At 71.1% G+C, this 22,323-nt stretch carries 22 protein-coding genes; 12 read left to right on the top strand and 10 right to left on the bottom strand.

Translation table 11 applies throughout. From position 1 onward, the window contains the following. Positions 1–3 precede the first annotated feature (3 nt). Entirely contained in the window at positions 4–927 is a 924-nt protein-coding gene (gene mshD, locus ACIOHC_RS09435) for a mycothiol synthase (RefSeq protein WP_351081929.1), read from the bottom strand. Positions 928–1,407: 480 nt separating this feature from the next. On the opposite strand from mshD, the gene ACIOHC_RS09430 reads away from it, so the two are divergent. From ACIOHC_RS09430 to ACIOHC_RS09420, 3 genes are all read left to right on the top strand, one after another. Continuing rightward, a complete protein-coding gene (locus ACIOHC_RS09430; RefSeq protein WP_351081927.1) occupies positions 1,408–3,249 on the top strand; it encodes a bifunctional metallophosphatase/5'-nucleotidase in 1,842 nt (613 codons plus the stop codon). Between the two features lie 260 nt (positions 3,250–3,509). Next, the gene (locus ACIOHC_RS09425) at positions 3,510–4,313 is read left to right on the top strand and encodes a GntR family transcriptional regulator (RefSeq protein WP_365692980.1); all 804 of its coding nucleotides are present in this window, start codon (positions 3,510–3,512) and stop codon (positions 4,311–4,313) included. A 5-nt stretch (positions 4,314–4,318) separates the two neighbouring features. Then, positions 4,319–5,593, top strand: coding sequence for an MFS transporter (locus ACIOHC_RS09420; protein ID WP_351081922.1), 1,275 nt, complete (start codon positions 4,319–4,321; stop codon positions 5,591–5,593). A gap of 19 nt (positions 5,594–5,612) precedes the next feature. Here the strand turns inward: ACIOHC_RS09420 and ACIOHC_RS09415 are convergent, their stop codons facing one another. Both ACIOHC_RS09415 and ACIOHC_RS09410 read right to left on the bottom strand, forming a co-directional pair. After that, positions 5,613–6,605 (bottom strand): hypothetical protein, encoded by a 993-nt coding sequence (locus ACIOHC_RS09415; RefSeq protein WP_351081921.1) that lies wholly within the window; start codon positions 6,603–6,605, stop codon positions 5,613–5,615. Between the two features lie 107 nt (positions 6,606–6,712). Continuing rightward, on the bottom strand, positions 6,713–7,171 hold the full coding sequence (locus ACIOHC_RS09410) for a peptidase inhibitor family I36 protein (protein WP_351081919.1): 459 nt from the start codon (positions 7,169–7,171) through the stop codon (positions 6,713–6,715). 296 nt (positions 7,172–7,467) lie between these two features. Here ACIOHC_RS09410 and ACIOHC_RS09405 point away from each other — a divergent pair, with 296 nt between their 5' ends. Next, complete coding sequence (locus ACIOHC_RS09405; RefSeq protein WP_365689636.1) at positions 7,468–8,433, top strand: winged helix-turn-helix domain-containing protein; 966 nt, start codon at positions 7,468–7,470, stop codon at positions 8,431–8,433. Positions 8,434–8,512: 79 nt separating this feature from the next. Beyond that, positions 8,513–9,409 carry a phosphatidylinositol-specific phospholipase C gene (locus ACIOHC_RS09400; protein WP_365689638.1) on the top strand — a complete coding sequence of 299 codons (897 nt, stop codon included), beginning with the start codon at positions 8,513–8,515 and terminating at the stop codon, positions 9,407–9,409. Between the two features lie 167 nt (positions 9,410–9,576). On the opposite strand, the gene ACIOHC_RS09395 is transcribed toward ACIOHC_RS09400, so the two are convergent. Next, positions 9,577–10,044, bottom strand: a complete 468-nt coding sequence (locus ACIOHC_RS09395; RefSeq protein WP_365689640.1) for a hypothetical protein — start codon at positions 10,042–10,044, stop codon at positions 9,577–9,579. 78 nt (positions 10,045–10,122) lie between these two features. Here ACIOHC_RS09395 and ACIOHC_RS09390 point away from each other — a divergent pair, with 78 nt between their 5' ends. Continuing rightward, positions 10,123–10,965, top strand: coding sequence for a hypothetical protein (locus tag ACIOHC_RS09390; protein ID WP_365689642.1), 843 nt, complete (start codon positions 10,123–10,125; stop codon positions 10,963–10,965). Between the two features lie 121 nt (positions 10,966–11,086). On the opposite strand, the gene ACIOHC_RS09385 is transcribed toward ACIOHC_RS09390, so the two are convergent. From ACIOHC_RS09385 to ACIOHC_RS09360, 6 genes are all read right to left on the bottom strand, one after another. Next, entirely contained in the window at positions 11,087–12,523 is a 1,437-nt protein-coding gene (locus ACIOHC_RS09385) for a HAMP domain-containing sensor histidine kinase (RefSeq protein WP_351075384.1), read from the bottom strand. After that, complete coding sequence (locus ACIOHC_RS09380; RefSeq protein WP_351075382.1) at positions 12,520–13,251, bottom strand: response regulator transcription factor; 732 nt, start codon at positions 13,249–13,251, stop codon at positions 12,520–12,522. Before ACIOHC_RS09380 ends, ACIOHC_RS09385 begins: the two co-directional genes overlap by 4 nt. Positions 13,252–13,293: 42 nt before the next feature. Beyond that, positions 13,294–13,470, bottom strand: coding sequence for a hypothetical protein (locus tag ACIOHC_RS09375; protein ID WP_365689644.1), 177 nt, complete (start codon positions 13,468–13,470; stop codon positions 13,294–13,296). Between the two features lie 10 nt (positions 13,471–13,480). Then, the gene (locus tag ACIOHC_RS09370; protein ID WP_365689646.1) at positions 13,481–14,611 is read right to left on the bottom strand and encodes a trypsin-like peptidase domain-containing protein; all 1,131 of its coding nucleotides are present in this window, start codon (positions 14,609–14,611) and stop codon (positions 13,481–13,483) included. Positions 14,612–15,012: 401 nt separating this feature from the next. Continuing rightward, positions 15,013–16,053, bottom strand: a complete 1,041-nt coding sequence (locus ACIOHC_RS09365) for a LacI family DNA-binding transcriptional regulator (RefSeq protein ID WP_351075377.1) — start codon at positions 16,051–16,053, stop codon at positions 15,013–15,015. Positions 16,054–16,279: 226 nt separating this feature from the next. Then, positions 16,280–17,083 carry a response regulator transcription factor gene (locus ACIOHC_RS09360; RefSeq protein ID WP_401842142.1) on the bottom strand — a complete coding sequence of 268 codons (804 nt, stop codon included), beginning with the start codon at positions 17,081–17,083 and terminating at the stop codon, positions 16,280–16,282. 314 nt (positions 17,084–17,397) lie between these two features. Here ACIOHC_RS09360 and ACIOHC_RS09355 point away from each other — a divergent pair, with 314 nt between their 5' ends. The 6 genes from ACIOHC_RS09355 (at position 17,398) to ACIOHC_RS09330 (ending at position 22,312) form a co-directional block, all read left to right on the top strand. Next, a complete protein-coding gene (locus ACIOHC_RS09355; RefSeq protein ID WP_365689650.1) occupies positions 17,398–18,294 on the top strand; it encodes an alpha/beta hydrolase in 897 nt (298 codons plus the stop codon). 41 nt (positions 18,295–18,335) lie between these two features. Further along, positions 18,336–18,590, top strand: a complete 255-nt coding sequence (locus ACIOHC_RS09350; protein ID WP_351075372.1) for a MoaD/ThiS family protein — start codon at positions 18,336–18,338, stop codon at positions 18,588–18,590. A gap of 10 nt (positions 18,591–18,600) precedes the next feature. Beyond that, positions 18,601–20,103 (top strand): hypothetical protein, encoded by a 1,503-nt coding sequence (locus ACIOHC_RS09345; protein ID WP_401842139.1) that lies wholly within the window; start codon positions 18,601–18,603, stop codon positions 20,101–20,103. A gap of 148 nt (positions 20,104–20,251) precedes the next feature. Further along, positions 20,252–20,941, top strand: a complete 690-nt coding sequence (locus ACIOHC_RS09340; protein WP_365689653.1) for a DUF2993 domain-containing protein — start codon at positions 20,252–20,254, stop codon at positions 20,939–20,941. A 252-nt stretch (positions 20,942–21,193) separates the two neighbouring features. Then, the gene (locus tag ACIOHC_RS09335; RefSeq protein ID WP_350983699.1) at positions 21,194–21,301 is read left to right on the top strand and encodes a putative leader peptide; all 108 of its coding nucleotides are present in this window, start codon (positions 21,194–21,196) and stop codon (positions 21,299–21,301) included. A gap of 165 nt (positions 21,302–21,466) precedes the next feature. Further along, complete coding sequence (locus tag ACIOHC_RS09330; protein ID WP_351075366.1) at positions 21,467–22,312, top strand: sulfurtransferase; 846 nt, start codon at positions 21,467–21,469, stop codon at positions 22,310–22,312. The last annotated feature ends 11 nt before the right edge of the window (positions 22,313–22,323 follow it).

The raw sequence follows: 22,323 nt of genomic DNA, 5'->3' as shown, positions 1-22,323 counted from the left end.
GGCTCAGGACTCCGTGCGGTACATCAGGTCCACCTCGTGCGTCGCGAAGCCCATCCGTTCGTAGACGGCCAGGGCCGCTTTGTTGTCCGCGTCGACGTAGAGCATCGCGGTCGGCAGCCCCTCGGCGGCCAGATGGCGCAGCCCGATCGCGGTGAGCGCCTTGCCGAGCCCACCACCCTGCGCGTCGGGCCGGATGCCCACGACGTACACCTCGCCGAGGCGCTCCTCGGCGTGCACCTTCGTCCAGTGGAAGCCGATCAGCTCGCCGTCGCGCTCGGCCAGGAAGAACCCCTTCGGGTCGAACCAGGGCTCCGCCTTGCGGTCGTCCAGGTCGCGCTGGGTCAGCGAGCCCTGTTCGGGGTGGTGGGCGAAGGCGGCCCGGTTCACCGCGAGCCAGGCGGCGTCGTCCTCGCCGGGCACGAAGGTGCGGATGGTGACACCGGGCGGCAGCACCGGCTCGGCGATGTCCAGCGGGCTCAACGGGCGGCGCAGCTGGCGCAGTTCGCGGAAGAGGGAGAGGCCGAGGACCTGTGCGAGATGCCGGGCCGCGGACTTCCCGCCGTGCGCCCACACCCGCAGCCGCTTCCCGGTCACGGCGAGCAGCGCCGCGCCCAGTGCCCGCCCGTGTCCCTGTCCGCGGTACGCCGGATGCACGACCAGTTCGGCGGCGGGCGCCTCGACGGGGTCGGTGTCCTCCAGTTGCGCATACCCGACCAGGACCGTCCCGCTGGTCAGCAGCAGATGCCGCACGCCCTCGCGCCGTCCGCCCCGCAGCTGCAGCCGCCCCTGCTCGGACACGGCCTGCCTGCCGTCGGACCGGGCCGCCTCGGCGAGCAGACCGGACACGGCGTCGGCCTGTTCGGGGGAGAGCGCGTCGAGCGTCTGGATCTCACGTCCGGGGGCGGGGAGAGGTACGTCAGTCGTCATGTGTACGAGCGTACGGGGATGGGGCGGGCGTCGGGCGGCTTGCGGGGGCGCGGGCTGCCGGACGGGCCCTGGACGGCGGGGGGCGGGCGCCGCGTGGGAGCGCCCCGGGGGGCTTCGGCGAGCGGCGCCGACGAGGTGGGCGGACGAGGTGGGCGGACCACCGCGCCCGGGTGCCGGGCGGGCGAGCGGTGCCGACGCGCCGAGCCCGGTTGCCGGCCGGCTCGCTGCGACGGCGGTCGGTCGCCAGGGCCGGGTGCGGCGCGGCGCAGGTGGATTCGGCGGGACGCGGAGGGGTGATTCTGCCCGCATATGTGCGCCATGCAGGCGATAAGCGGAAGTTGACCCTGATTCCGACCGCATGGCAACCAGTTCGTAACCCCGTACACCTGTCGCGCTACGCGCGTTGACCCTAGGCTGCGGCACGAAGTCTCCAGACTCACCATCACCCTCACACCTCACGCTGAACTCACAAGGGGACCGATGTCAGCGACACCGCAGAAGAACCGCGCGTCCCGGCGGGTGCTCGCCGCCGCGGCCGGGCTCGCCACCGTCGGCGCGCTCGTCGCCGCGATGCCGGCCGGCGCCCAGGACCGCGGCCATGGCGATGACCACGGCCGACACAAGCCGGCCAGTACCGTCGACGTACAACTGCTGTCCTTCAACGACCTGCACGGAAACCTGGAGCCGCCGGCCGGCTCGGCGGGCACGGTCACCGAGACGCAGGCCGACGGCACGACGAGGGCGATTGCGGCCGGTGGCGTCGAGTACCTCGCGTCCTCGCTCCGTACCGCGCGCAAGGGACACCCGTACTCGATCACCGCGGCCGGCGGCGACATGGTGGGCGCGAGCCCGCTGCTGTCCGGTCTCTTCCACGACGAGCCGACCATCGAGGCGCTCAACAAGATCGACCTCGATGTGACGACCGTCGGCAACCACGAGTTCGACGAGGGCGCCACCGAACTGGCCCGCCTCCAGAACGGTGGCTGCCACCCGGTCGAGGGCTGCTACGAGAAGGGCAAGAAGTTCAAGGGTGCGGACTTCCCCTACCTCGCCGCCAACGTGACGAACGAGAAGACCGGCAAGCCGATCCTCAAGCCGTACACGGTGTGGAAGAAGAACGGCGTCAAGATCGGCTTCATCGGGGTGACCCTGGAGGGCACGCCGAACATCGTCACGGCCAACGGCGTCAAGGGCCTGAAGTTCCACGACGAGATCGAGACGATCAACAAGTACGCCAAGGAGCTGGACCGTCAGGGCGTCAAGTCCATCGTCGCGCTGATCCACGAGGGCGGGCAGCCGGCTTCCACCTCGTACAACTACGACTGCGACAGCTCCGGCGCCGGTGACGGCATCTCCGGGCCGATCGTCGACATCGCCAAGGGCATCACGCCCAAGGTCGACGCGCTGGTCACCGGCCACACCCACCAGGCGTACGTCTGCACGATCCCGGACCCGGCGGGCAACCCGCGCATGGTCACCTCGGCATCGTCGTTCGGCAAGCTCTACACCGACACGACCCTCACCTACGACCGCCGCACCAACGACATCGTGCGTACGTCGGTGAAGTCGGCCAGCGCCGCGAACCCGAAGTCGGTCAACCACATCGTCAGCCGGGACCAGCCCAAGGCCAACGACATGACGGCCCTGATCGCCCGCTGGAACGCCCTCGCGGCGCCCATCGCGAACAAGCCGCAGGGCTACATCAGCGCCGACATCAACGGCCGCGGCTCCACGGCCCCCGAGAAGCCGCTCGGCAACCTGATCGCGGACGCCCAGCTGGAGGGCCTGGCCCCGGCGGACAAGGGCGGGGCGGTCGTCGCCTTCATGAACCCGGGCGGTATCCGGGCGGACCTGGTCTACAAGGCGACCGGCAGTGAGGGCGACGGGGTGGTGACGTACGGCGAGTCCTTCACCGTGCAGCCGTTCACCAACATGATGAACGTCGTCGACCTGACCGGCGCCCAGCTGGTCACCGCACTCCAGCAGCAGGTCAGCGGCTCCAACGAGGCCAGCCCGAAGATCCTTCAGGTGTCCAAGGGCCTCACCTACACCCTGGACATGACGAAGACGGGCGCGGACCGCGTGGTCACCGACACCATCAAGCTGAACGGTGAGGCGATCGACCCCGCGAAGACCTACCGCGTCGCCATGAACGAGTTCCTGGCGGGCGGCGGCGACGGCTTCGCGGCACTCGGCCAGGGCACCAACAAGCTCGTCGGCCCCTCCGACCTGGACGTCTTCAACGCCTACCTGGCGGCCCACTCGACGGCCGCCGCGCCGCTGGCCCCGCCGGCGACGGACCGGATCACGGTCATCCAGTAACTCCCGTACGCGGGTGAGTGGGGCGGTGGGCCGGCGGGCCCACCGCCCCACTGCGTTCTGGCGGTGGCCTGGCCGGACGGAGTCACGGGGCACTCCTCATCGCGGTCCACCAGAAAGGGCCCCGCCCGTGCTGCCGCCCGTCGAGCGCCCGCGCGCACCGAACGTGTTTCTGCTCCAGTAGCTTCCGCCCGGTGCAGTAGCTTGCCGACTCCGCCTGGAATCACCAGCTGCCGCGCAGCAGAGCAACCGGAGGGTCGCACATGCCCCGAGAGGCGCAGTACCTCGCAGTCGCCGACGCGCTGCGCGCACGGATTCTCGCGGGAGAGTGGGGAGTCGGGGAGCGCCTGCCGTCCCGGGCGCGGCTCGCCGAGGAGTACGAGGTCGGGCGCAACGTCACGCAGAGGGCCGTCGACGGTTTGATCGTCATGGGCCTCCTCGAAGGACGCGCGGGCTCGGGCACCTACGTCCGCATGCCGCGCGAGCGCCTGCGGATGGTCCGTTCGCGGCACCGCGAACGCCGGGGCGGCCCCCGCTTCCTCGCCGGCATGGAGGAGCGGGGCAGGGCCGGCGCCTGGGATGCGCACAGCCGGGCGCGGGTCCCCGCCCCCGAGGCGATCGCCGAGAGGCTCGCCATCGGTCCCGGGGACCTCTGCGTCAACACGCGCTACGAATTCCTCGCCGACGGGCAGCCCGTCCAGCTCTCCGAATCCTGGGAGCCGATGGCCATCACGGGCGGAACGCCGATCGTGCTGCCCGAGACGGGCCCCCTCGCGGGAAAGGGGGTCGTCGCGCGCATGCGGCTCATCGGCGTGGACATCGAGACCGTGGTCGAACTGCCGCGCCCGGCGCGTGCCACCCAGGCACAGGCGAACCTGTTGGGGATCGGCGTCGGGGACCTGGTGCTCCAGATCGAGCGGACCATCTACGACACCGGGGGACGTCCGGTGGAAACCGCCGACATGGTCATTCCGGACGTGCGCCGGGAAGTGGCCTACGAGTTCGGAGTCGACCGGCCGCAGCCCGTCGAAGCCGGTGGAGTGACCTCTGGAGCCGGCGGTAGGTGACCCACATGTCGATGTCCCCCCGGTTCGGACTCCTGCGCGATCCGGACTTCGGGCGCTTGTCCGCCGCCACCGCGCTCGGCCAACTGGGCGATCGCGTCATCTTTCTGGCACTGCCCCTGGTTGCCATCGTGGCCTTGGACGCCGACGAGTTCCAGGTCGGAGTGCTGACCGCGACGACCACGGCGGGCTCGCTCCTGGTCGGGCTGCCGGCGGGCGCGTGGGTGGACCGCATGCGCAAGCGATCGGTGATGATCAGCACGGATCTCGCGAGGGCGGTGGCCCTCTCGACGATACCGGTGGCGTGGTGGTCGGACGTTCTGACGATCTGGTGGCTCTACGCCGTCGCGTTGGCTCACGGCGTGCTGACGGTCTTCTTCGACGTCGCGTACGCCAGCTGTTTGCCGCACCTGGTGGGGCGCGGCAACCTCGTCGAAGGGAACTCGAAACTCTCGGCGATACGCTCCGTGACGAGCATCGGCGGACCAGGGATGGCGGGGCCGCTGATCGGCTGGCTCGGAGCCCCTGCGACGCTTCTGGTGAGTTCGGCCGGGATGGCGATGTCGGGTCTGCTCGCGACCGGTATCCGCAAACGCGAACAGAAACCGGAGCGGAGCGATCACCCTCGGCTGCTCAGGGACATCAAAGAGGGATTGGCATTCGTTCTCAAGCATTCCGCCCTGCGCGCGATCATTCTGGGGGATGCGATGTTCAACCTCTTCCTGATCATGTACCAAACCATGTTGCTGGTCTTCCTGAAGAGGGAGATGGACCTCGATTCCTTCGGTATCGGCCTCATTCTGTCGGGAATGGGCTGTGGTGCGCTGCTGGGTGCGCTGACGGCGACCAGGGTCTCGAAGCGGGTCGGGCAGGGTCCGGTCATCTGGCTGGCACCCCTTGTCACGTGTCCGCCGACCGTGCTGATGCCGATGGCGCATCCGGGGTGGAGCGTGTACGCGGCCGCGCTCGGACTCGCGTCCCTCTCCCTGGGCGGGGTCATCCGCTTTGTGGCCCAATCCAGCTTCCAGCAGACCCTCGCACCGGATCGCCTCCTGGGCCGCACGAGCGCGACGGCCCGGTTCGTGTCCTGGGGCGGCATTCCGCTCGGCGGGTTTCTGGGGGGAGTCTCGGGCTCCGCGTTCGGAGCCCGGACCACGTTGTGGATCGGGGCCGTCGGCATGACGTCGAGCATCCTCCCGTACGTCCTGTCACCGCTTCGAAGCATGCGCGAATCGCCCGGGGAAGAAGATCCCGGGCCCGTGCGCCGGAACCTGCGGGGCTGACGCCACGAGGGGGACCGGCCTACGGGGCCCGGCCGTATCTGCGCGTCAGGCCGGGAAGCCGTTCGACCTCGGAGTCCCGGTGGGCGCGCACCGCCTCCAACTCGCGTGCGTGGTACCTGATGGCGGTGTTCTCGTACGCCGCCTCGACGGCGGAGTTCACTCCCAGCAGGTTGGTGCGCAGCTTGCAGGAGATGTCGGCCGTGGCGACGGAGATCTCCCTACGGCTGGGCCCGGCGCTGTTCTGCAGGTCCCAGCGGGGGTCGTCGATCGCGGCGTCGGGGTCGCGGTAGCTGAACCCGTGGTCCCGCATGCAGGAGGACCACTTCCTGTTCACCGCCGCGATACGGGCGTCCGAGCGCGAACGCACGAACATCCCATGGCGCAGCCGGGCGACGAGGTCGTAGCCCCGCTGCACCTCGTCCGCTGCGCCGAGGTGCACCGTGCGCTCGGCCTCTCCGGCGCATCCGCCGTCGGGAACGGCCTTGTCGCGGACGGGCGTGGTCAGTTTCCGGCCGTCCGGGGCCCGTCCCGACAGCACCTCGCGCTCCGGGAGGGAAAGGGCGGTGGCGGGCTGCGGGCTTCTGGTTCCGGGTGGCTCCTGGCTCAGGTGGTATCCGCGCTCGGCGGCGATGGCCCGGTCGCTGATCCCGTAGCGGCGCGAGTCGTACTCGCGCCCGGTCGCGACGACGGCTCCGATGTAGTGCGCGGACAGATCCGGCAGATACCGGAATCCGTAACCGCGCATGCAGTGCTGTTGCACGCGATAGACGAGGTAGTCGCCGGTCGCCTGTTCTTCCAGGCTGGGAAGGTACTCGTTGAGCGGCAACCGGAGTTCCCCCATGGTCGACGGGCTCGGTGTCGCGACGGGCGCGGGAGCGGTGGCCTCCCGTGGAGGTCCGGCGCACGCGGAGACGAACAGGGAGACGGCCAGCAGTCCGGTGGACAGGGCGGTTCGGCTCGCCGTACGGCGCCGGATCGTGGTCCGATCCGTCTTCACGAGTGGTGCTGCCATGAGCGGCTCCCCGATGGTTCTGCCATGAGCGGTACTCCGATCTCCCGGCCGGGCCGCCGTCCCGGCCGCTCCGTGCGGCGCGGCCGGGACGGCGGCCCGGGGCCGGCTCAGGTGCAGCTGTCCACGCGGATCGAGGCGTCGTTGTTGCGCAGGCGGGTGTTGAGATTGCCCGCGTGCCCGGCGTGGAGCCAGTTCGAGTCACCCTTGAAGCTGGGGGAGTAGAAGACGGTGACGTGGCAGTTGGTGGTGTTGTTGCCCATGGAGGCGGCGTTGTTGCGCACCACCTGCCCGGCGCCCGCCGAGCCCGTGCCGTGGTTGCCGAACTTGTTGCCCGAAAGGTCCGCGTCCGACGTTCCGGACGGAGTCCAGCTCGCGTTGGTGAGGTTGGGACTGTAGTAGAGGCACATGTAGGTGCCGCAGGGCTGCCAGAACGATGACCAGGTGTCGATGTTCGTCGATGTCGCACCGGCCGTGGGCGCGAGCCCGAGGGCCGCGGCGCTGACGGCGGCCACGGTGGCGGCCACCAGGGACGCCCGCTTCAGGGCGACGGCTCGTAACACGTTCATTCTGTGACTCCTCCGAGTTCGAATTGGCTGCCGGAGGATTCGGATCCCGCTGCCGCGAAGCGGCAGCGGGACCCTCCCCCGTCCCCCGTGTCCGAGTACGGCCCGGTGTCGGTCGGTTCGCACAGGGCCGAATCGGGACTTCCCTCCGGGGGTGGCCGGAGCCACCCTCGAAGGCGTTGCGCGTCCCATGGTCAGGACCGGGCCCCGGGGCCGCGATGGTTTCGGTTCTGGCCGAACCATGGCGCGCGGACATCCGAGGACGAGACCGAGTCCGGGGACCGGAACGAGGGGGACGGATGCTGAGTGTGCGTTTCACGCCCGAGGACCTGCTGGGGGTGACGTTCGCCACCGAACCGGCGCCGCTGATGGAGCTGGTGCTGGTGGTCGCGATGGTCCAACGGGAGGTCTCGCCGGTCTTCGGACGATGGCAGCACTCGATACGTGCGGGCTTGCCGCGGGAGGCGCGCCGCCTGTTGGAGCTGGTGCCGCCGGAGGCGACGGGTCCGATGTTCCTCGACCCGCTGAGCCGAGGCCTTGAGGACGGCCTCGACACGGTTCTGTCGGCCCCTGCCGACACGGTCCGTTCGGAACTGCGCCGGGTGTGCCGGACGAGCCGTCCGGTCACCGCCTGGGTGCGCGGGCTGGCCGACCGGGACCGGGAAACCTGGCAGGAGCTGGAGCGGTCCTTGCGATCGGCCCACGCCGGACTGGTGGCCCCGTCCTGGAGCCGTGTCCGGTCAGGATTCGACGCCGAACGCGCCTGGCGCACCCGATATCTCGCGGAGTACGGAATCCGGGCCACGCTGGCCGGTCTCGTCCCCGGTGGACGCTGGCAGGGGACGACCCTGGCTTTCGACTGTCACAAGCACGGCGAGGTCGTTCTGACCGGACACGGCATCGTGCTGTTGCCGTCCGTCGTGTGGGACGGCCCGCCCGTGATGGCCGTGCACGACGACGCCTCGAGCATCCTCATCTACCCGGCGCTGACCCCGCTCCCCCTGCTGGACACGCGCGACGGTGGCGATCCGCTGACTGCCCTGCTGGGGCGCACCCGGGCGGCGGCTCTCGGGCTGCTCACCCAGCAGCTCACCACCACGGACATCGCCCGGGAGCTGGACATCAGCAAATCGTCGGCCTCCGAACACGCGAAGGCTCTCCGGGACGCGCGTCTGATCGTCACCCAGCGCGAGGGCAAGGCGGTCTGGCACTCCTGCACCCCGTTGGGGCTGGATCTGCTCGCCGGCTCCGCCGTGGCGCCGTGACGCGGCGCTGTTCCAGAGATGACGTGTGCCGGTCATAATCTGACGGCTGACCCCCCACGGCAGACGGAGGCACCCCCGCATGAGCCCGTACACCGGTACGCGCAGGAACTTCCTGGCCGGCGCCCTCGCCGCCACCACCACGGTCCTCGTCGGCGCGGGACCCGCCGTCGCCGGGCCCCGTCGGGCCCTCACCACCCAGGACTGGATGAGCGGCATCCCCGACGCCACCGCGCTGCAACGCCTCACGATCCCCGGGTCGCACGACTCCGGCGCCCGTTACGGCGGCCCCTGGACGGAGTGCCAGAACACCACGATCGCCGAGCAGTTGCGCAGCGGGCTGCGCTTCCTCGACGTACGGTGCCGGGTCACGGGTGACTCCTTCGCGATCCATCACGGCGCCTCGTACCAGAACCTGATGTTCGGCGATGTGCTCGGCGCCTGCTGGGACTTCCTGGCCGAGCGGCCCACCGAGACCGTGCTGATGCGGGTCAAGCAGGAGTACTCCGAGGACAGCGACGACACCTTCCGGCGCATCTTCGACGACTACCTCGACGTACGGGGATGGCGTCCCCTGTTCCGCATCGACCCGGCGCTCCCCCTGCTCGGGGATGCACGCGGCAAGGTCGTGCTGCTCGCGGACAACGGCGGTCTGCCCGGCGTCCGTTACGGCGACTCCGCGCTCTTCGACATCCAGGACGACTACATGGCGGAGCCGTTCGCCAAGTACCCCAAGATCGAGGCCCAGTTCCGCAGGGCCGCGCAGCAGCCGGGGAAGCTGTACATGAACTACGTCAGCACCGCCGCCCTGATGCCGCCGCGCTGGAACGCGGACCGGCTCAACCCGCAGGTGCAGTCCTTCCTCGACGGCTCCGAGGCATCCGGCTGGACCGGCCTCGGCATCGTCCCGCTGGACTTCCCCGCCACCCGGTCGGGGCTGGTCGAATCACTGATCAGGCACAACCCGCTGGATCGGTGATCCGGGCGCCGCTGAACCCGGGTGCTGCTGCGGCGGTGGGGACGCATGCGGACCGTCCCGACAGCACGGCGGGGCGCCGCGGCTGCCGTCGAGCGCCGCGGGGGACTACCGGTCGGCCGTCGGCCGACCGCCGCGGCGCCCCACCGCGCGTCGGGAGCGGGTGAGGTTCAGGCGGACGCCGTGTGGGCCGACGCGAAGTAGGACGAGGACTCCCGCGTCCACAGTCGGGCGACGGCTGCCAGCCCGGCCGCGCACGGCAGGACGCCCGCCACCGTCATCACCAACGGGTGCGGCTGGCCGAAGTTGTACACGGCCAGGACGGTGCCCGGCACGACGGCCGTCACCCCCACCCCGCGCACCCAACGGCGGCCGCGACGGCTCGCCCACGCCATCGCCGCGAACAGGGCGGCGCCCAGCGCGGCGAGCGCGAACAGGTACGTGAGGATGCTGGACTCGGCCATCCCGATCTGATCGGCGCTGCGCTGCGGGTAGGCCTGCCGGAGCTGCTGAGCCAGGCCGTCGCCCGCGGCCTGGTCGACCACGATCGCGCCCGCACCGGCCGCGGCCAGGGCGGTGGCCGCGTACAGGATGTGCGCGGCCCTGCGGACGGATGCGGGGAGATGCTGCGATGACATGAATCCTCCCGGACTGGAGAACAATGATGAAACTTGAGATATCATGTATCAAGCAATGCTCGAAGGATAGAGGGCCAGATGACGAACGAGCAACCCCCGACCGGGCCGACCCGGCGCCGTCGCCGTCTCACCGACGCCGAGACCGCGCAGCGCATGCTCGACGCGGCCATGGCGATGGTCGAGCGCACCGGTCTGACCGTGAGCCTGGACCATCTCGGCTTCGAGGACGTCATCCGCGAGGCCGGTGTGGCGCGCGCCGCCGTCTACCGCCGCTGGCCCTACAAGGACCTGTTCTTCAGCGACCTGCTCAAGGAGCTTGCCCGAAGCGCGCCCGCCGCGGCCGGTGCCGACGGTCAGGTCGGCGAAGAGGCCGTCCGGCGGCTGGTCCGCGAACGGATCGACCAGCTCGCCACCGCCCGGGGCCGCAGCGACCTGTGCGTCGAACTGCTGCGCCAGGGCGCCCTGCGCGACTTCGAGGCCATGCACGCCTCGACGCGGTGGCGCACCTATATCGCCCTGCACGCGACCTTCCTCAGCCTGGCCGACGGCGACCTCCGGCACGAGGTCCAGGGCGCGCTCGCCGCCGCCGAACGCGACCTGAACGACCGGATCGCCCGTTCCTACCAGCGCCTGGCCGCCCTGCTCGGCCTGCGCCTGCGCTCCGATCTCCACCTCACCTTCGATGAGCTGGCCACCCAGCTGAGCGCCACCATGCGCGGCTTCGTCCTCACCGCGCCCGCCTGCCCGGACCTCATCGAACGGCAGCTCAGACCGGGCGCCTTCGGCTCGGCGGGCGAGGCCGAGTGGTCCCGGCCCGCCCTGGGCATCACCGCGACCGCCCTGTCCTTCCTCGAACCCGACCCCGCGGTGGAATGGGACGAGGAACGCCTCGCGCGGGTGCGGCGGATGCTGGAGGAGTGATGTTCCGCCCCCGTCCGCTTCGACGGGCGTGCTGTCGGAACGCCCGCATACGGCCAGTCGGTGCGCGGGCGCCTCTCCACCCTGCGACGCGCCCTTACGATGACGATGTGCGCCTGCCCGCTCACAGCTCCGGCGGCGGCTGCGGGGCCCCCGGCAGCCGGATCGACGCCACCGTGCCGCCTTCGCCGTCCTCGTCGGATGCCGGGCGCAGCGCGACCGTGCCGCCCGCCTGCTGGACCGTGCGGGCGACGATCGACAGGCCGAGGCCCGAACCGGGGAGCTGGCGGGCGGACGGGGAGCGCCAGAAGCGTTCGAAGACGTGCGCGAGTTCGTCGGCGGGAATGCCGGGGCCGTGGTCCCGGACCGTCAGTTCGCCGTTGAGCAGCGCGACTTCGATCGTGCCGTGGGCCGGGCTGAACTTGACCGCGTTGTCCAGGACGTTGACCACCGCCCGCTCCAGCGCGGCCGGTTCGGCCCGTACGTACCAGGGCGTCAGGTCCGCCCGGATCGTGAGTTCGGGACCGCGCAGACGGGCGCGTTCCAGGGCGGTGTCCGCGATGTCGTGCAGCGCGACGACCTGGAGCGGGCCGGGGTGCGCCGCGTCGGGGCGGGCCAGCTCCTGAAGGTCGCCGATGAGCGAGGCCAGCTCGGTCATCTGGGCCTTCACCGATGTCATCAGGGCCCTGCGGTCGTCCGCCGGGATGGCCCGGCCGGTGTCGTCGCTGCGGGCGAGGAGCTCGATGTTGGTACGGAGGGACGTGAGCGGCGTCCGCAGCTCGTGGCCGGCGTCCGCGATCAGCTGGGCCTGGCGGTCGCGGGAACTGGCGAGGGAAGCGGTCATCGAGTTGAAGGAGCTGGACAGCCGGGCGATCTCGTCCTCGCCCTCGACCGGGATGCGGACGGTGAGGTCCTCGGTCCGCGCGACGTGCTCGACCGCCTCGGTGAGTTCGTCGACGGGACGCAGGCCGGTGCGGGCGACCCAGAGACCGGCCGCACCGGCGCCGACGACACCGACGCCGGAGACGATCAGGAGAACCCAGGCGAGGGTCGACAGCGGGTCGTCGACCTCGCTCATCGGACGGGCGACGGAGACCGCGAAGCTTCCCGGCAGCACCCCCGGGATCGGATTGCGGGGCTCGTACGCGTAGGTGTACACGCGCATCTTCGCGCCGCTCTTGTCCCTGGCCGTGTGCAGGGCGTTGTCGCGCAGCCCGGCGGCCACGGCGATGTCTGCGGCGCTCACTCCGATCGGCGACGCCCCGGCCGCGGTGCAGGTGCTCCCGGACACGGTGACGAGTTGAACGGTGTACGCGCCTTCGAGCTGCGGTGCCGACGCCTGTCCGGGGCGCGTGCAGGAGGTGAGCAGCAGCTGCACATAGGTGTCGCTGACCGAGACATTGCGCAGCGAGGAGTCCAGCTGGTTCTCCAGCTGCGCCCGCGTCACGAACCAGCAGGCCGCCGCGACCGCCGCCACCGCGACCGCCACCGCCGTCGCCACCAGCAGCGCGAGCCGGGTCCGCAGGGGCAGGGCGCGCAGCCGGTGCAGGGCCCCGGTCATCCGTCACCGCCGCCGGAGCGGAGCGCGTAACCGACCCCCCGCACCGTGTGCACGAGCCGCGGTTCGCCGCCCGCCTCCGTCTTGCGGCGCAGGTACATCACGTACACGTCCAGGGAGTTGGAGCTCGGTTCGAAGTCGAAGCCCCACACCGCCTTGAGGATCTGTTCGCGGGTCAGTACCTGTCGCGGGTGCGCCAGGAACATCTCCAGCAGGGTGAACTCGGTACGGGTCAGCTCGACCCGGCGGGTGCCCCGGGTGACCTCGCGGGTGGCGAGGTTCATCCGCAGATCGGCGAAGGCCAGCACATTGTCGTCGGGGACGTCGCCGCCCGCCGCGGCCGCGTACGAGCTGCGGCGCAGCAGGGCCCGTATGCGGGCGAAGAGCTCGTCCAGCTCGAAGGGCTTGACCAGGTAGTCGTCGGCGCCCGCGTCGAGACCGGTGACCCGGTCGCCGACGGTGTCGCGGGCGGTGAGCATCAGGATGGGTGTGGTGGTGCCGGTGGAGCGGAGCCGTCGGGCCGCCGTCAGGCCGTCCATCCGCGGCATCTGGACATCGAGGACGATGAGGTCGGGGGCGTACGACTCGGCCCTGGCGAGGGCGTCGAGACCGTCGACGGCGACCTCGGTGCCGTACCCCTCGAACGCGAGACTGCGCTGCAGCGCCTCACGTACGGCGGGCTCGTCGTCGACGATCAGGATGCGTTGCGGATCGTCTTCGGCGGGGCTCATCGCTCGTTGTCCTCTTCTCGTTCCGTGCCTGTCGGGCTGCTCTCAGCCTCGCACGGCCGCGGCACGTCGTCGCGCGGCCCGGCGCTTGCGGCCCGCGGTCGTGCGGATCTCCGGGACCCGGGGCGGCTCGGCGGCCCGGCGGACGGCCAGTTCCGTGACGAGAGCGAGGGGCAGGGCCAGGTCGGCCGGGCCGCCGGGGGTGTGCGTGGGGTGGTGCATGACTGTCTCCTCAGGAGCTGTTGCCGGCCCGCAGGGTGCCGAGGTCGGCCTTGAGCGTGTTCACCGGGATGGCGAACCCGAGACCCACGCTGCCCGCGCCGGCGCTGCTGGATCCGTTGGACGAACTCGCCGAATACATCGCGGAGTTGATGCCGATGATCTCGCCGTTCATATTGATGAGCGCGCCACCGGAGTTACCGGGGTTGAGCGAGGCGTCGGTCTGGATGGCCTTGTAGGTGGTGGTGGAGTTGCCGGTGTCGCCGTTGAACTGCTGACCGCCGAACTCGAACGGCCATTGTCCGCCACCGCCCGGCCCGCCCTGGCCCTGGCTCTGGTCCTGGCCGCTGCCGTCCTCCTTGGCGACCGTGACATCGCGGTTCAGGGCGGAGACGATGCCGCTGGTCACAGTGCCGGTGAGGCCCTCCGGCGAGCCGATCGCCACGACCTGGTCGCCGACCGCGACGGCCGAGGAGTCGCCCAGCGTCGCCGTCTTCAGCCCGCTCGCGCCCCGGAGCTTGATGAGCGCGAGGTCCTTGGCGGAATCGGTCCCGACGACCTTCGCGCTGTACGTCTTGCCGGTGCTGAGCGTCACCTTGATCGACGACGCGCCGGAGATGACGTGGTTGTTGGTGACGACCTCGCCGTCGGACGTGATGACGACGCCGGAGCCGGTGGACTCGCCCGCGGTCGAGGTCGCTTTGATCTCGACGATCATCGGCGAGACGGCTCTGGCGACACCGGCGACGGTGCCCTTGCTGCTCTGCGAGACGGTGGTGCCGGGGACGACACCGCTGACCGTGCTGTTCGCGTCGTTGCCGGTGAGCTGACTGATGACGGTGGCGGTGCCGCCGCCGACGACCGCCGCCGCGATCGCCACGGCCGCCAGGAGCGCGACCGGCCGCTTGGCCCGCCGCCGGGGCCCGGCCGGCTCGGGCGCGGGCTGCGGGAGGGCGGACCCGTATCCGCCGTCCCCGCCGCCGTGCCCGTCGGCGCCGCCCCCGCCGGGCCACACCGTGGTGCCGGGGCCCGTCGCGATCGGCTGCGCGGGCTGGTGGGACGGCGGCGGCGGGTAGGACGCGTCACCGTTGCCGTACGAGGGGTACATCGGGTACTCGCCGCTCGGGCGCTGGCTCTCTGTCATGACCAAAAGCGTGTCCGGCGAAGATGAGAGAAGCCTGAGCCCGCCCTGAGAAGCCCGGCAGAACCTCGTATGCCCGATATAAGTTACGGCCGCTGCCCGTGCCGACCGGTCTCATGCCGGCCGGTCTCCTGAGGGTGCGGTGGGCCGGAGCGAGTGGTCCGGACTCCCCGGGGTTCCGGCCCGAGGGGCGGGTGCCGAGCAGTGCGGTGGCGCCCGCTGTCTCCGCACGGCAGGCTGCAGTCGCGGCGCCGAAGGATTGCGGTGATCCTGTCAGGGGAGCGTGGCCGGCTCCGCACGGGCCTTGTGCGTCGGTGACCACGCTGTACAGGAAGGCGACGGCCATGACAGCGATGTCGTCGGGCGGGCACGGACCCGTCCGGGCCCCCGCACCACCGGCATCGTCACCGACCGGTCGCCGGCTCCCCGCAGCCGCACGACCGCCGCACCACCAGCGCGGACGGGAACTGCTTCAGCCGCTCCCGGCGCGACCCCTGCACCCGCAACGAGTCGTCGAGCACGAGGTCCACGGCCGCCCGTGCCATCGCGGGGCGGTCCGAGAAGACCGTCGTCAGCGGCGGATCGGTCAGCCCGGCTTCCTTCACGTCGTCGAAGCCCGCCACCGCGAGATCCCCGGGCACATCGATCCGCAGTTCGCGCGCCGCCCGCAGCACCCCGATGGCCTGGTCGTCCGTCGAGCAGAAGATCGCCGGCGGCCTGTCCGGCCCGGCGAGCAGCTTCAGCGCCACCTGATAGGCGTCGTAACGGTTGTACGGGGCCTGGAAGAGCCGGCCCTCCGTCGAGCGCCCCGACTCGTGCATCGCGCGGCGCCAGCCCTCGACGTGGTCGGCGACCGGGTCGCCGACCGCCGGGGTCGACTCCACGCCGCCGAGGCACGCCACGTAGGCGTTGCCGTGCTCCAGCAGATGACGGGTGGCGAGCTGGGCACCGCCGATGTCGTCCGTGACGACCGCGACGTCGTCGATCGCCTCGGGCCGCTCGTGCAGCAGCACGACCCGCGCGTCCCATGCCTCGATCTCGGCCGCCGCCCGCTCGCTGGGGCCCTGGCTGACCAGGATCAGCCCGGAGACCCGCATGCCGAGGAAGGCCCGCAGATAGTGGACCTCGCGCTCGTCGCGGTAGTCGGAGTTGCCGACGAGCACCATCTTTCCGCGCTCGGCGGCGGCCTGCTCGACCGCGTGCGCCATCTCCGCGAAGAACGGCTGCCGGGCGTCCGGCACGATCATCCCTATGAGATCGGTCCGCCGCGAGGCCATCGCCTGGGCAACCCGGTCCGGCCGGTAGCCCAGCTCCTTGATCGCGGCGAGTACCCGCTCGCGCGTGGCCGGGGCGACCGGCCTGGGTCCGTTGTTGATGACGTAGCTGACGACCGCGGTCGACGTACCCGCCAGTCTCGCCACATCGTCCCGCGTCACCTTGGCCACGCGCGGCAGTCTACGCGGATGGACCAAGCGGGTGACAGGTGGACCGGGCCGGGTTCGCGGGGCCTGTTACGGCCTGGTGCACGAGAGCGAGTGGGCTCCTTGTCGTGCACCAGGCCGTCACGCGTGTCCGCGGCGGTGTCGTCATCACCGGCACGCCGCGGTTTTGCCGTGCGGCCGCACGCACCGGAGCCCGCTCCGTGACCCGGCCCGGTCCACCTGTCACCCGCTACCTGCGCGCGGGCCGGACCGGGACCTCTTCCGCGGCCCCGGCCGTCCCCGGCCGCTCCGGGCGGGTCACGGGTCCGGCGGCCGCCTCCGCCGCGGCCTGGGCTTTGGCCTCCTCGGCGGCGCGCTCCACCTTCTCCGGTGCGACGAAGCGGTAGCCGACGTTGCGGACCGTGCCGATCAGCGACTCGTGCTCGGGGCCGAGCTTGGCGCGCAGCCGCCGCACATGGACGTCGACCGTCCGCGTACCGCCGAAGTAGTCGTAGCCCCAGACCTCCTGGAGCAACTGGGCGCGGGTGAAGACCCGGCCCGGGTGCTGCGCCAGATATTTGAGCAGTTCGAATTCCTTGAAGGTCAGGTCGAGGACCCGGCCCTTCAGCTTCGCGCTGTACGTCGCCTCGTCGACCGACAGATCGCCGTTGCGGATCTCCATCGGCGAGTCGTCGGAGCCGATCTGCTGCCGGCCGGTGGCCAGCCGCAGCCGGGCCTCGACCTCGGCCGGTCCCGCCGTGTCCAGCAGTACGTCGTCGATGCCCCAGTCGGCGGTGACGGCCGCGAGACCGCCCTCCGTCACGACGAGGATCAGCGGGCAGCCCGGTCCGGTGGACCGCAGCAGCTGGCACAGCGACCGCACCTGCGGCAGATCGCGGCGGCCGTCGATCAGGATGACGTCGGCACCGGGGGTGTCGACGAGGGCGGGGCCCTCGGCCGGTGCCACCCGCACGCTGTGCAGCAGGAGACCGAGGGCGGGAAGCACCTCCGTCGACGGTTGAAGGGCATTTGTCAGGAGCAGCAGTGAACTCATCGCCGCCCACCTGCCTGGGTCGTCGGTCGGTGATCGTGCACGGTTCGCTCGCCCATTACGTCGGTCCTCCTCGTTCCCTGCGAGAGGGGCACTCCCGGGCTCGGGCCCGGGGGAGTATGCGGCACTTCTTCGTACGTTTCGTGCGGGCTTTCGCACGGGTTGCCGTACGACGGTTGTCATACGGTTCTTACGGCTGCGGCCCCGCGCCCCGGGACCGCTGAGCTTGTGGAAACTTCTCCGTAACAACGTCTGGAAAGCACAAAAGGACCCGGGGGCTGCTTTGCCCGGATCCTCTTCCCAGCAGAATAGCCCACATGAGTTCTGTGTCCGAGGGGCGATTTCGGAGTTCCTCTGTTCCCTTGATCACGCCCGGTCCTCTGCGCACTGCATTGCGGACCGATGACGGGATTCGTATCGAGGCGGTGTACGAGCCGTGTACGGCGGGTGCCGGGGCCGCTGCGGGAACATCCTTCGACGGTACTGCGGTCGTGGTCGCGCACGGGTTCACCGGTTCGGTGGACCGGCCCGCCGTCCGACGGGCCGCCGGGGTGTTCGCCCGGCGTGCGGCCGTGGTCACGTTCTCCTTCCGCGGCCACGGCGGCTCCGGCGGCCGGTCGACGGTGGGCGACCGCGAGGTGCTGGATCTGGCGGCGGCGGTGGAGTGGGCGCGGGCGCTCGGACACCGGCGGGTCGTGACCGTCGGGTTCTCGATGGGCGGCTCCGTGGTGCTGCGGCACGGGGCGCTTTACGCCGGACGGGTGACGGAGGGCGCGGAGGCCCGTGGCGTCGTGGGGCGCGAGGGGCGCGTCGGAGCACGCGCGGAGGCGCACGCGGACGCGGTGGTGGCCGTGAGCGCCCCTGCCCGCTGGTACTACCGGGGCACGGCCCCGATGCGCCGGCTGCACTGGATGGTCACCCGGCCCGTCGGCCGGCTGGTCGGCCGCTACGGGTTCCGCACCCGGATCGACCGCGACGACTGGGATCCGGTGCCGCTCCCGCCCGTGGAGGCGGCAGGGCTGATCGCCCCGGCCCCGCTGCTGATCGTGCACGGCGACCAGGACCCGTACTTCCCGCTGGACCACCCGCGGATGCTGGCCGAGGCGGCGGGCGACGGCGCCGAGCTGTGGCTGGAACGCGGTATGGGCCATGCCGAGAACGCGGCGGACGAGAGCCTGCTCACCCGCATCGGCGACTGGGTGGCGGCACCGTGATTCATGATGGACAGCTGATGCGAGACGAGAGGAGTGCCGCCATGCCCGCGGGAACGATCCGCTACTGGGCCGCCGCCAAGGCCGCCGCCGGGACAGCGGAGGAGCCGTACACAGCCGTGACCCTCGCCGAGGCGCTCGACGCGGTGCGCGAGCGGCACCCCGGTGAGCTCACCCGAGTGCTGCAGAGGTGCTCGTTCCTCATCGACGGTGCCCCCGTCGGGACCCGAGGTCATGAGACCGTACGCCTTGCCGAGGGCGGCACGGTCGAGGTGCTCCCGCCGTTCGCAGGAGGGTGAACCGCAGAACATGAGCAGCAACGATCATCAGTATCCGTACGGAAACGATCATCAGCATCCGTACGGGCAGGATCCGGGCCAGGGGTACGGACCCGGGTACGGCCAGGATCCGCAGCCCGCGCAGACGTACGGACAGCAGGCGTACGGGCAGCAGACCTACGGACAGCAGTCGTACGGGCAGCAGTCGCACGGCGACGCGACTCACGTCTCGCCCTCGTACGGCGACCAGTCCTACGGCGACCAGTCTTCCTGTGGTGGCCCGGCCCACGGACGACAGTCGTACGGGGGCGAGACGTACGGCGCGCAGCCGTACGGGCAGCAGGCCCCGTACGGAGCCCCGCAGCAGGAGCACGGTGCTCACGACCCGCACCGGACGCCCGGAGCCCTCGGGACGAACCCCGGGCCCGTGTGGCCCGAGGGGCAGTCGGGGGAACCCGTCGCGCCCACGGCCCACGGCACGCACGACCCCGGGGTCACGCAGACCTGGGAGGGGCAGACCTGGGACACCCAGTACCAGCCGACCATCCAGCCCGCTCAGCCCGTGCCGCCCGGTGCCGGGGCCGACGGTGCGCCGCGTCCGCAGCACGCGCAGCCGCACGGCGCCTCCGGCTCCTACCCGCTGCCTCCGGAGGTCCCGCTCGCGAGCGGCGCCGCCGAGCCGGTCCGGGCGGCTGTTCCCGCGGAAGCACGCCCGGCCGCCGCCTCCGCGCTCGACGCCGCCGGTTACAGCACGCCCACCACTCTGGGCAACAGCCGCATCACCGATGCCCAGCGCGCCCGTGCCGAGGGCCGCTCACCGATCATCGCGCCGGGCATGCAGCCCGCCGCGATCACCGCGGGACTCGGGCTGCTGCTCGCCGTCGGTGCCGCGATCGGGTCGTACGCCCTGGTCGTGCCGCTGGTGCTGCTCCAGGCCGTGACCGCGGCCGGCTGGTTCCGGCTCAACGGCATGTGGCCGGCCCGGCAGGGCATCGCGCTCGCGTTCGCCGGTGGTCTCGTCGCCGACATCGCGCTGCTCGCCGCGGGCCGGGAGAACGGACCGGCCGCCATCCTCGGCACCCTCGGCGTCTGGGTGCTGCTCACCGTCGTCCTCCAGCTGCGCAGCCACGCGAGCGCCGACGAACGGATGCAGGGGCTGATGGCCACTGTCGCGTCGGCCGCCCTCTCGGTCCTGGCCGCCGGACATCTCGCGGCGGTCCCGGACGCGGTGACGGTGGGCGCGGTGGCCGTCGCGGTCGCCGTGCTCGTCCGCGCCCTGCCGCTGCCCGGACCGGCCTCGGTCGTGGTGGCGCTGCTCGCCGCCGCGGGCGCCGGTGCCGTGGCGGGGACGTTCACCGATCTCGGCGCGAAGGGCGCGCTGCTCGGCCTCGCGGCGGGGGGTTGCGCACTGATCGGGCTGCGGGTGGCGAGCTACGACTACCCGTCCCGGTTCGTCCACATGACGGCCGGTGTGGCGCTGCCGCTCACCGCCGCGGCCCCCGCCGTCTATCTGATCGGCCGCGCGATCTCCTAGTGCTGTCCTGGCGCCGACCGGTACCACCCCCCTCGGGAACCGAAGGGGGGTGCCTGCTCGTCGATCACCCCGGGCGTGCTGTGCATCCGTGGCGGACGCACGGGCGCCGGGGGTCCGGCCGGATGCAGGGTGGGCGGGAGGAGCGGGCGTGCGTGCACTGCGGATACTGCTGGTCATGGTGGTGGTCCTGGGCGGGATCTTCGTCGCGGTCGACCGGGCGGCGGTGTACTTCGCCGAGTCGGAGGCCGAGGGACGGGTCGCGGTCACCGGCGCCACGATCGGCTCGACGGACGTCTCCATCAAGGGATTTCCGTTTCTGACGCAGGTCGCCGGATCGCAGCTCGACGAGGTCGACGTCGAGATCTCCGGCATCGAGACCGACGCCAACGGCCGCAGGATCCGGATCAGCAGGATGAACGCCGCGCTGTACGAGGTGAAGCTCGCCGACGGCTACTCCAGCGCCACCGCCGCCCGTGCCACCGGCACCGCCGTCATCTCGTACGAGGACCTGACCAAGGCTGCCAGCGACGGCGTAGTCGTCGAGTACGGCGGCAACGGCAAGGTGAAGGTGACCGGCACGGTCGACATCCTCGGCCGCCCGCTGTCGCGCAGTGTGCTCTCCACCGTCACCCTGATCGACGGTCACACCATCAAGGTGCATGCGGACAAGGTGCCGGGAGAGGGCATTCCCGGACTGGAAGGTCTGGTGCGCCGGAAGACCGACTTCGAGCGGGAGGTCGGCGGCCTGCCCAGCGGCCTGAAGCTGCAGAGGATCCAACCGACCGCCGACGGTCTGGAGATCTCGGTGACGGGCACGGACGTGAGGATCGCCGGATGATTCCGGCCCGCGGTCCCCGCCGATGAGCCCCACCGAGCAGGGACGGGCGGGGCGGGGCGGGGCTTCGACGCCCCGGTGCACCACATAGTGAGACGGTCGCGTCCGATCCGCAGATGATCGACGCGTGCCGAGGAGGCGGGCACGGTGCCGCGGACGCCGCGCTCATGTTCGTGTCTCGCATTACGGACGATCGCGTCTCGCGATACGGTACGGCGGTGACATGCCCGCCCGTACCTCCCTACGATCGGTGCCATGCAGTGCTCAATCGGCGGTCTCCCACAGCGGGGCCGGGCGGATCTCACGAAGCGGCGGGCAGTGGACCTGTGTCGCGTCGCCGCCATGCTCTGTCGCACTGTCTGAGCGGGAGCCTTCGGCGCCCCGCGTTCCCCGGCCCTTCGACCGATGTCGGGGCCCCATCCCCATCCTCATCGCCTGTGCACGTGCGCCGCACCCTGCGCCGCCGCACATCCGTATCACGCACCGTCTCGCACCATCTCGCCGCAGACCGCCCCGGAGGAGAACAGAATGAGCCGCAGTGACGTCCTGGTAGACGCCGACTGGGTCGAGGCCCACATCGACGACCCGAAGGTCGCTCTCGTCGAGGTCGACGAGGACACCTCGGCGTACGAGAAGAACCACATCAGGAACGCGATCCGGATCGACTGGACCAAGGACCTCCAGGACCCGGTCCGCCGTGACTTCATCGACCAGGCCGGCTTCGAGAAGCTGCTGTCCGAGAAGGGCATCGGCAACGACACCACGGTCGTCCTGTACGGCGGCAACAACAACTGGTTCGCGTCCTACGCGTTCTGGTACTTCAAGCTCTACGGTCACCAGGACGTCCGTCTGCTCGACGGCGGCCGCAAGAAGTGGGAGCTCGACTCCCGCGACCTGGTCGACGGCGACCAGATCCCGTCCCGCCCGGCCACCGCGTACAGGGCCCAGCCGCAGGACAGGTCGATCCGCGCCTACCGCGACGACGTCGTGAAGGCCATCGGCAGCCTGAACCTGGTCGACGTGCGTTCGCCCGACGAGTTCAGCGGCAAGCTGCTCGCCCCGGCGCACCTCCCGCAGGAGCAGTCCCAGCGCCCCGGCCACGTGCCGAGCGCCCGCAACATCCCGTGGTCGAAGAACGCCAACGACGACGGCACCTTCAAGTCGGACGACGAGCTCAAGGCGCTCTACGAGGCCGAGCAGGTCGACCTGTCGAAGGACACCATCGCGTACTGCCGCATCGGCGAGCGCTCCGCGCTCACCTGGTTCGTGCTGCACGAGCTGCTCGGCCAGGAGAACGTCAAGAACTACGACGGTTCGTGGACCGAGTACGGCTCCCTCGTGGGTGTGCCGATCGAGCTCGGCGCCAACAAGTAACTCCGCACGAC

This window comes from Streptomyces sp. NPDC088252, assembly GCF_044740965.1.
GTDB lineage: Bacteria > Actinomycetota > Actinomycetes > Streptomycetales > Streptomycetaceae > Streptomyces.
Note: the sequence above shows the minus strand (reverse complement) of the source record. Positions and strands in the feature narration are given on the sequence as shown.

What these genes read in the sequence shown, in the direction of transcription:
- mshD (WP_351081929.1), bottom strand. Translation starts at nt 927, where the DNA reads ATGACGACTGACGTACCTCTCCCCGCCCCCGGACGTGAGATCCAGACG.
- ACIOHC_RS09430 (WP_351081927.1), top strand. Translation starts at nt 1,408, where the DNA reads ATGTCAGCGACACCGCAGAAGAACCGCGCGTCCCGGCGGGTGCTCGCC.
- ACIOHC_RS09425 (WP_365692980.1), top strand. Translation starts at nt 3,510, where the DNA reads ATGCCCCGAGAGGCGCAGTACCTCGCAGTCGCCGACGCGCTGCGCGCA.
- ACIOHC_RS09420 (WP_351081922.1), top strand. Translation starts at nt 4,319, where the DNA reads ATGTCGATGTCCCCCCGGTTCGGACTCCTGCGCGATCCGGACTTCGGG.
- ACIOHC_RS09415 (WP_351081921.1), bottom strand. Translation starts at nt 6,605, where the DNA reads ATGGCAGCACCACTCGTGAAGACGGATCGGACCACGATCCGGCGCCGT.
- ACIOHC_RS09410 (WP_351081919.1), bottom strand. Translation starts at nt 7,171, where the DNA reads ATGAACGTGTTACGAGCCGTCGCCCTGAAGCGGGCGTCCCTGGTGGCC.
- ACIOHC_RS09405 (WP_365689636.1), top strand. Translation starts at nt 7,468, where the DNA reads ATGCTGAGTGTGCGTTTCACGCCCGAGGACCTGCTGGGGGTGACGTTC.
- ACIOHC_RS09400 (WP_365689638.1), top strand. Translation starts at nt 8,513, where the DNA reads ATGAGCCCGTACACCGGTACGCGCAGGAACTTCCTGGCCGGCGCCCTC.
- ACIOHC_RS09395 (WP_365689640.1), bottom strand. Translation starts at nt 10,044, where the DNA reads ATGTCATCGCAGCATCTCCCCGCATCCGTCCGCAGGGCCGCGCACATC.
- ACIOHC_RS09390 (WP_365689642.1), top strand. Translation starts at nt 10,123, where the DNA reads ATGACGAACGAGCAACCCCCGACCGGGCCGACCCGGCGCCGTCGCCGT.
- ACIOHC_RS09385 (WP_351075384.1), bottom strand. Translation starts at nt 12,523, where the DNA reads ATGACCGGGGCCCTGCACCGGCTGCGCGCCCTGCCCCTGCGGACCCGG.
- ACIOHC_RS09380 (WP_351075382.1), bottom strand. Translation starts at nt 13,251, where the DNA reads ATGAGCCCCGCCGAAGACGATCCGCAACGCATCCTGATCGTCGACGAC.
- ACIOHC_RS09375 (WP_365689644.1), bottom strand. Translation starts at nt 13,470, where the DNA reads ATGCACCACCCCACGCACACCCCCGGCGGCCCGGCCGACCTGGCCCTG.
- ACIOHC_RS09370 (WP_365689646.1), bottom strand. Translation starts at nt 14,611, where the DNA reads ATGACAGAGAGCCAGCGCCCGAGCGGCGAGTACCCGATGTACCCCTCG.
- ACIOHC_RS09360 (WP_401842142.1), bottom strand. Translation starts at nt 17,083, where the DNA reads ATGAGTTCACTGCTGCTCCTGACAAATGCCCTTCAACCGTCGACGGAG.
- ACIOHC_RS09355 (WP_365689650.1), top strand. Translation starts at nt 17,398, where the DNA reads ATGAGTTCTGTGTCCGAGGGGCGATTTCGGAGTTCCTCTGTTCCCTTG.
- ACIOHC_RS09350 (WP_351075372.1), top strand. Translation starts at nt 18,336, where the DNA reads ATGCCCGCGGGAACGATCCGCTACTGGGCCGCCGCCAAGGCCGCCGCC.
- ACIOHC_RS09345 (WP_401842139.1), top strand. Translation starts at nt 18,601, where the DNA reads ATGAGCAGCAACGATCATCAGTATCCGTACGGAAACGATCATCAGCAT.
- ACIOHC_RS09335 (WP_350983699.1), top strand. Translation starts at nt 21,194, where the DNA reads ATGCAGTGCTCAATCGGCGGTCTCCCACAGCGGGGCCGGGCGGATCTC.
- ACIOHC_RS09330 (WP_351075366.1), top strand. Translation starts at nt 21,467, where the DNA reads ATGAGCCGCAGTGACGTCCTGGTAGACGCCGACTGGGTCGAGGCCCAC.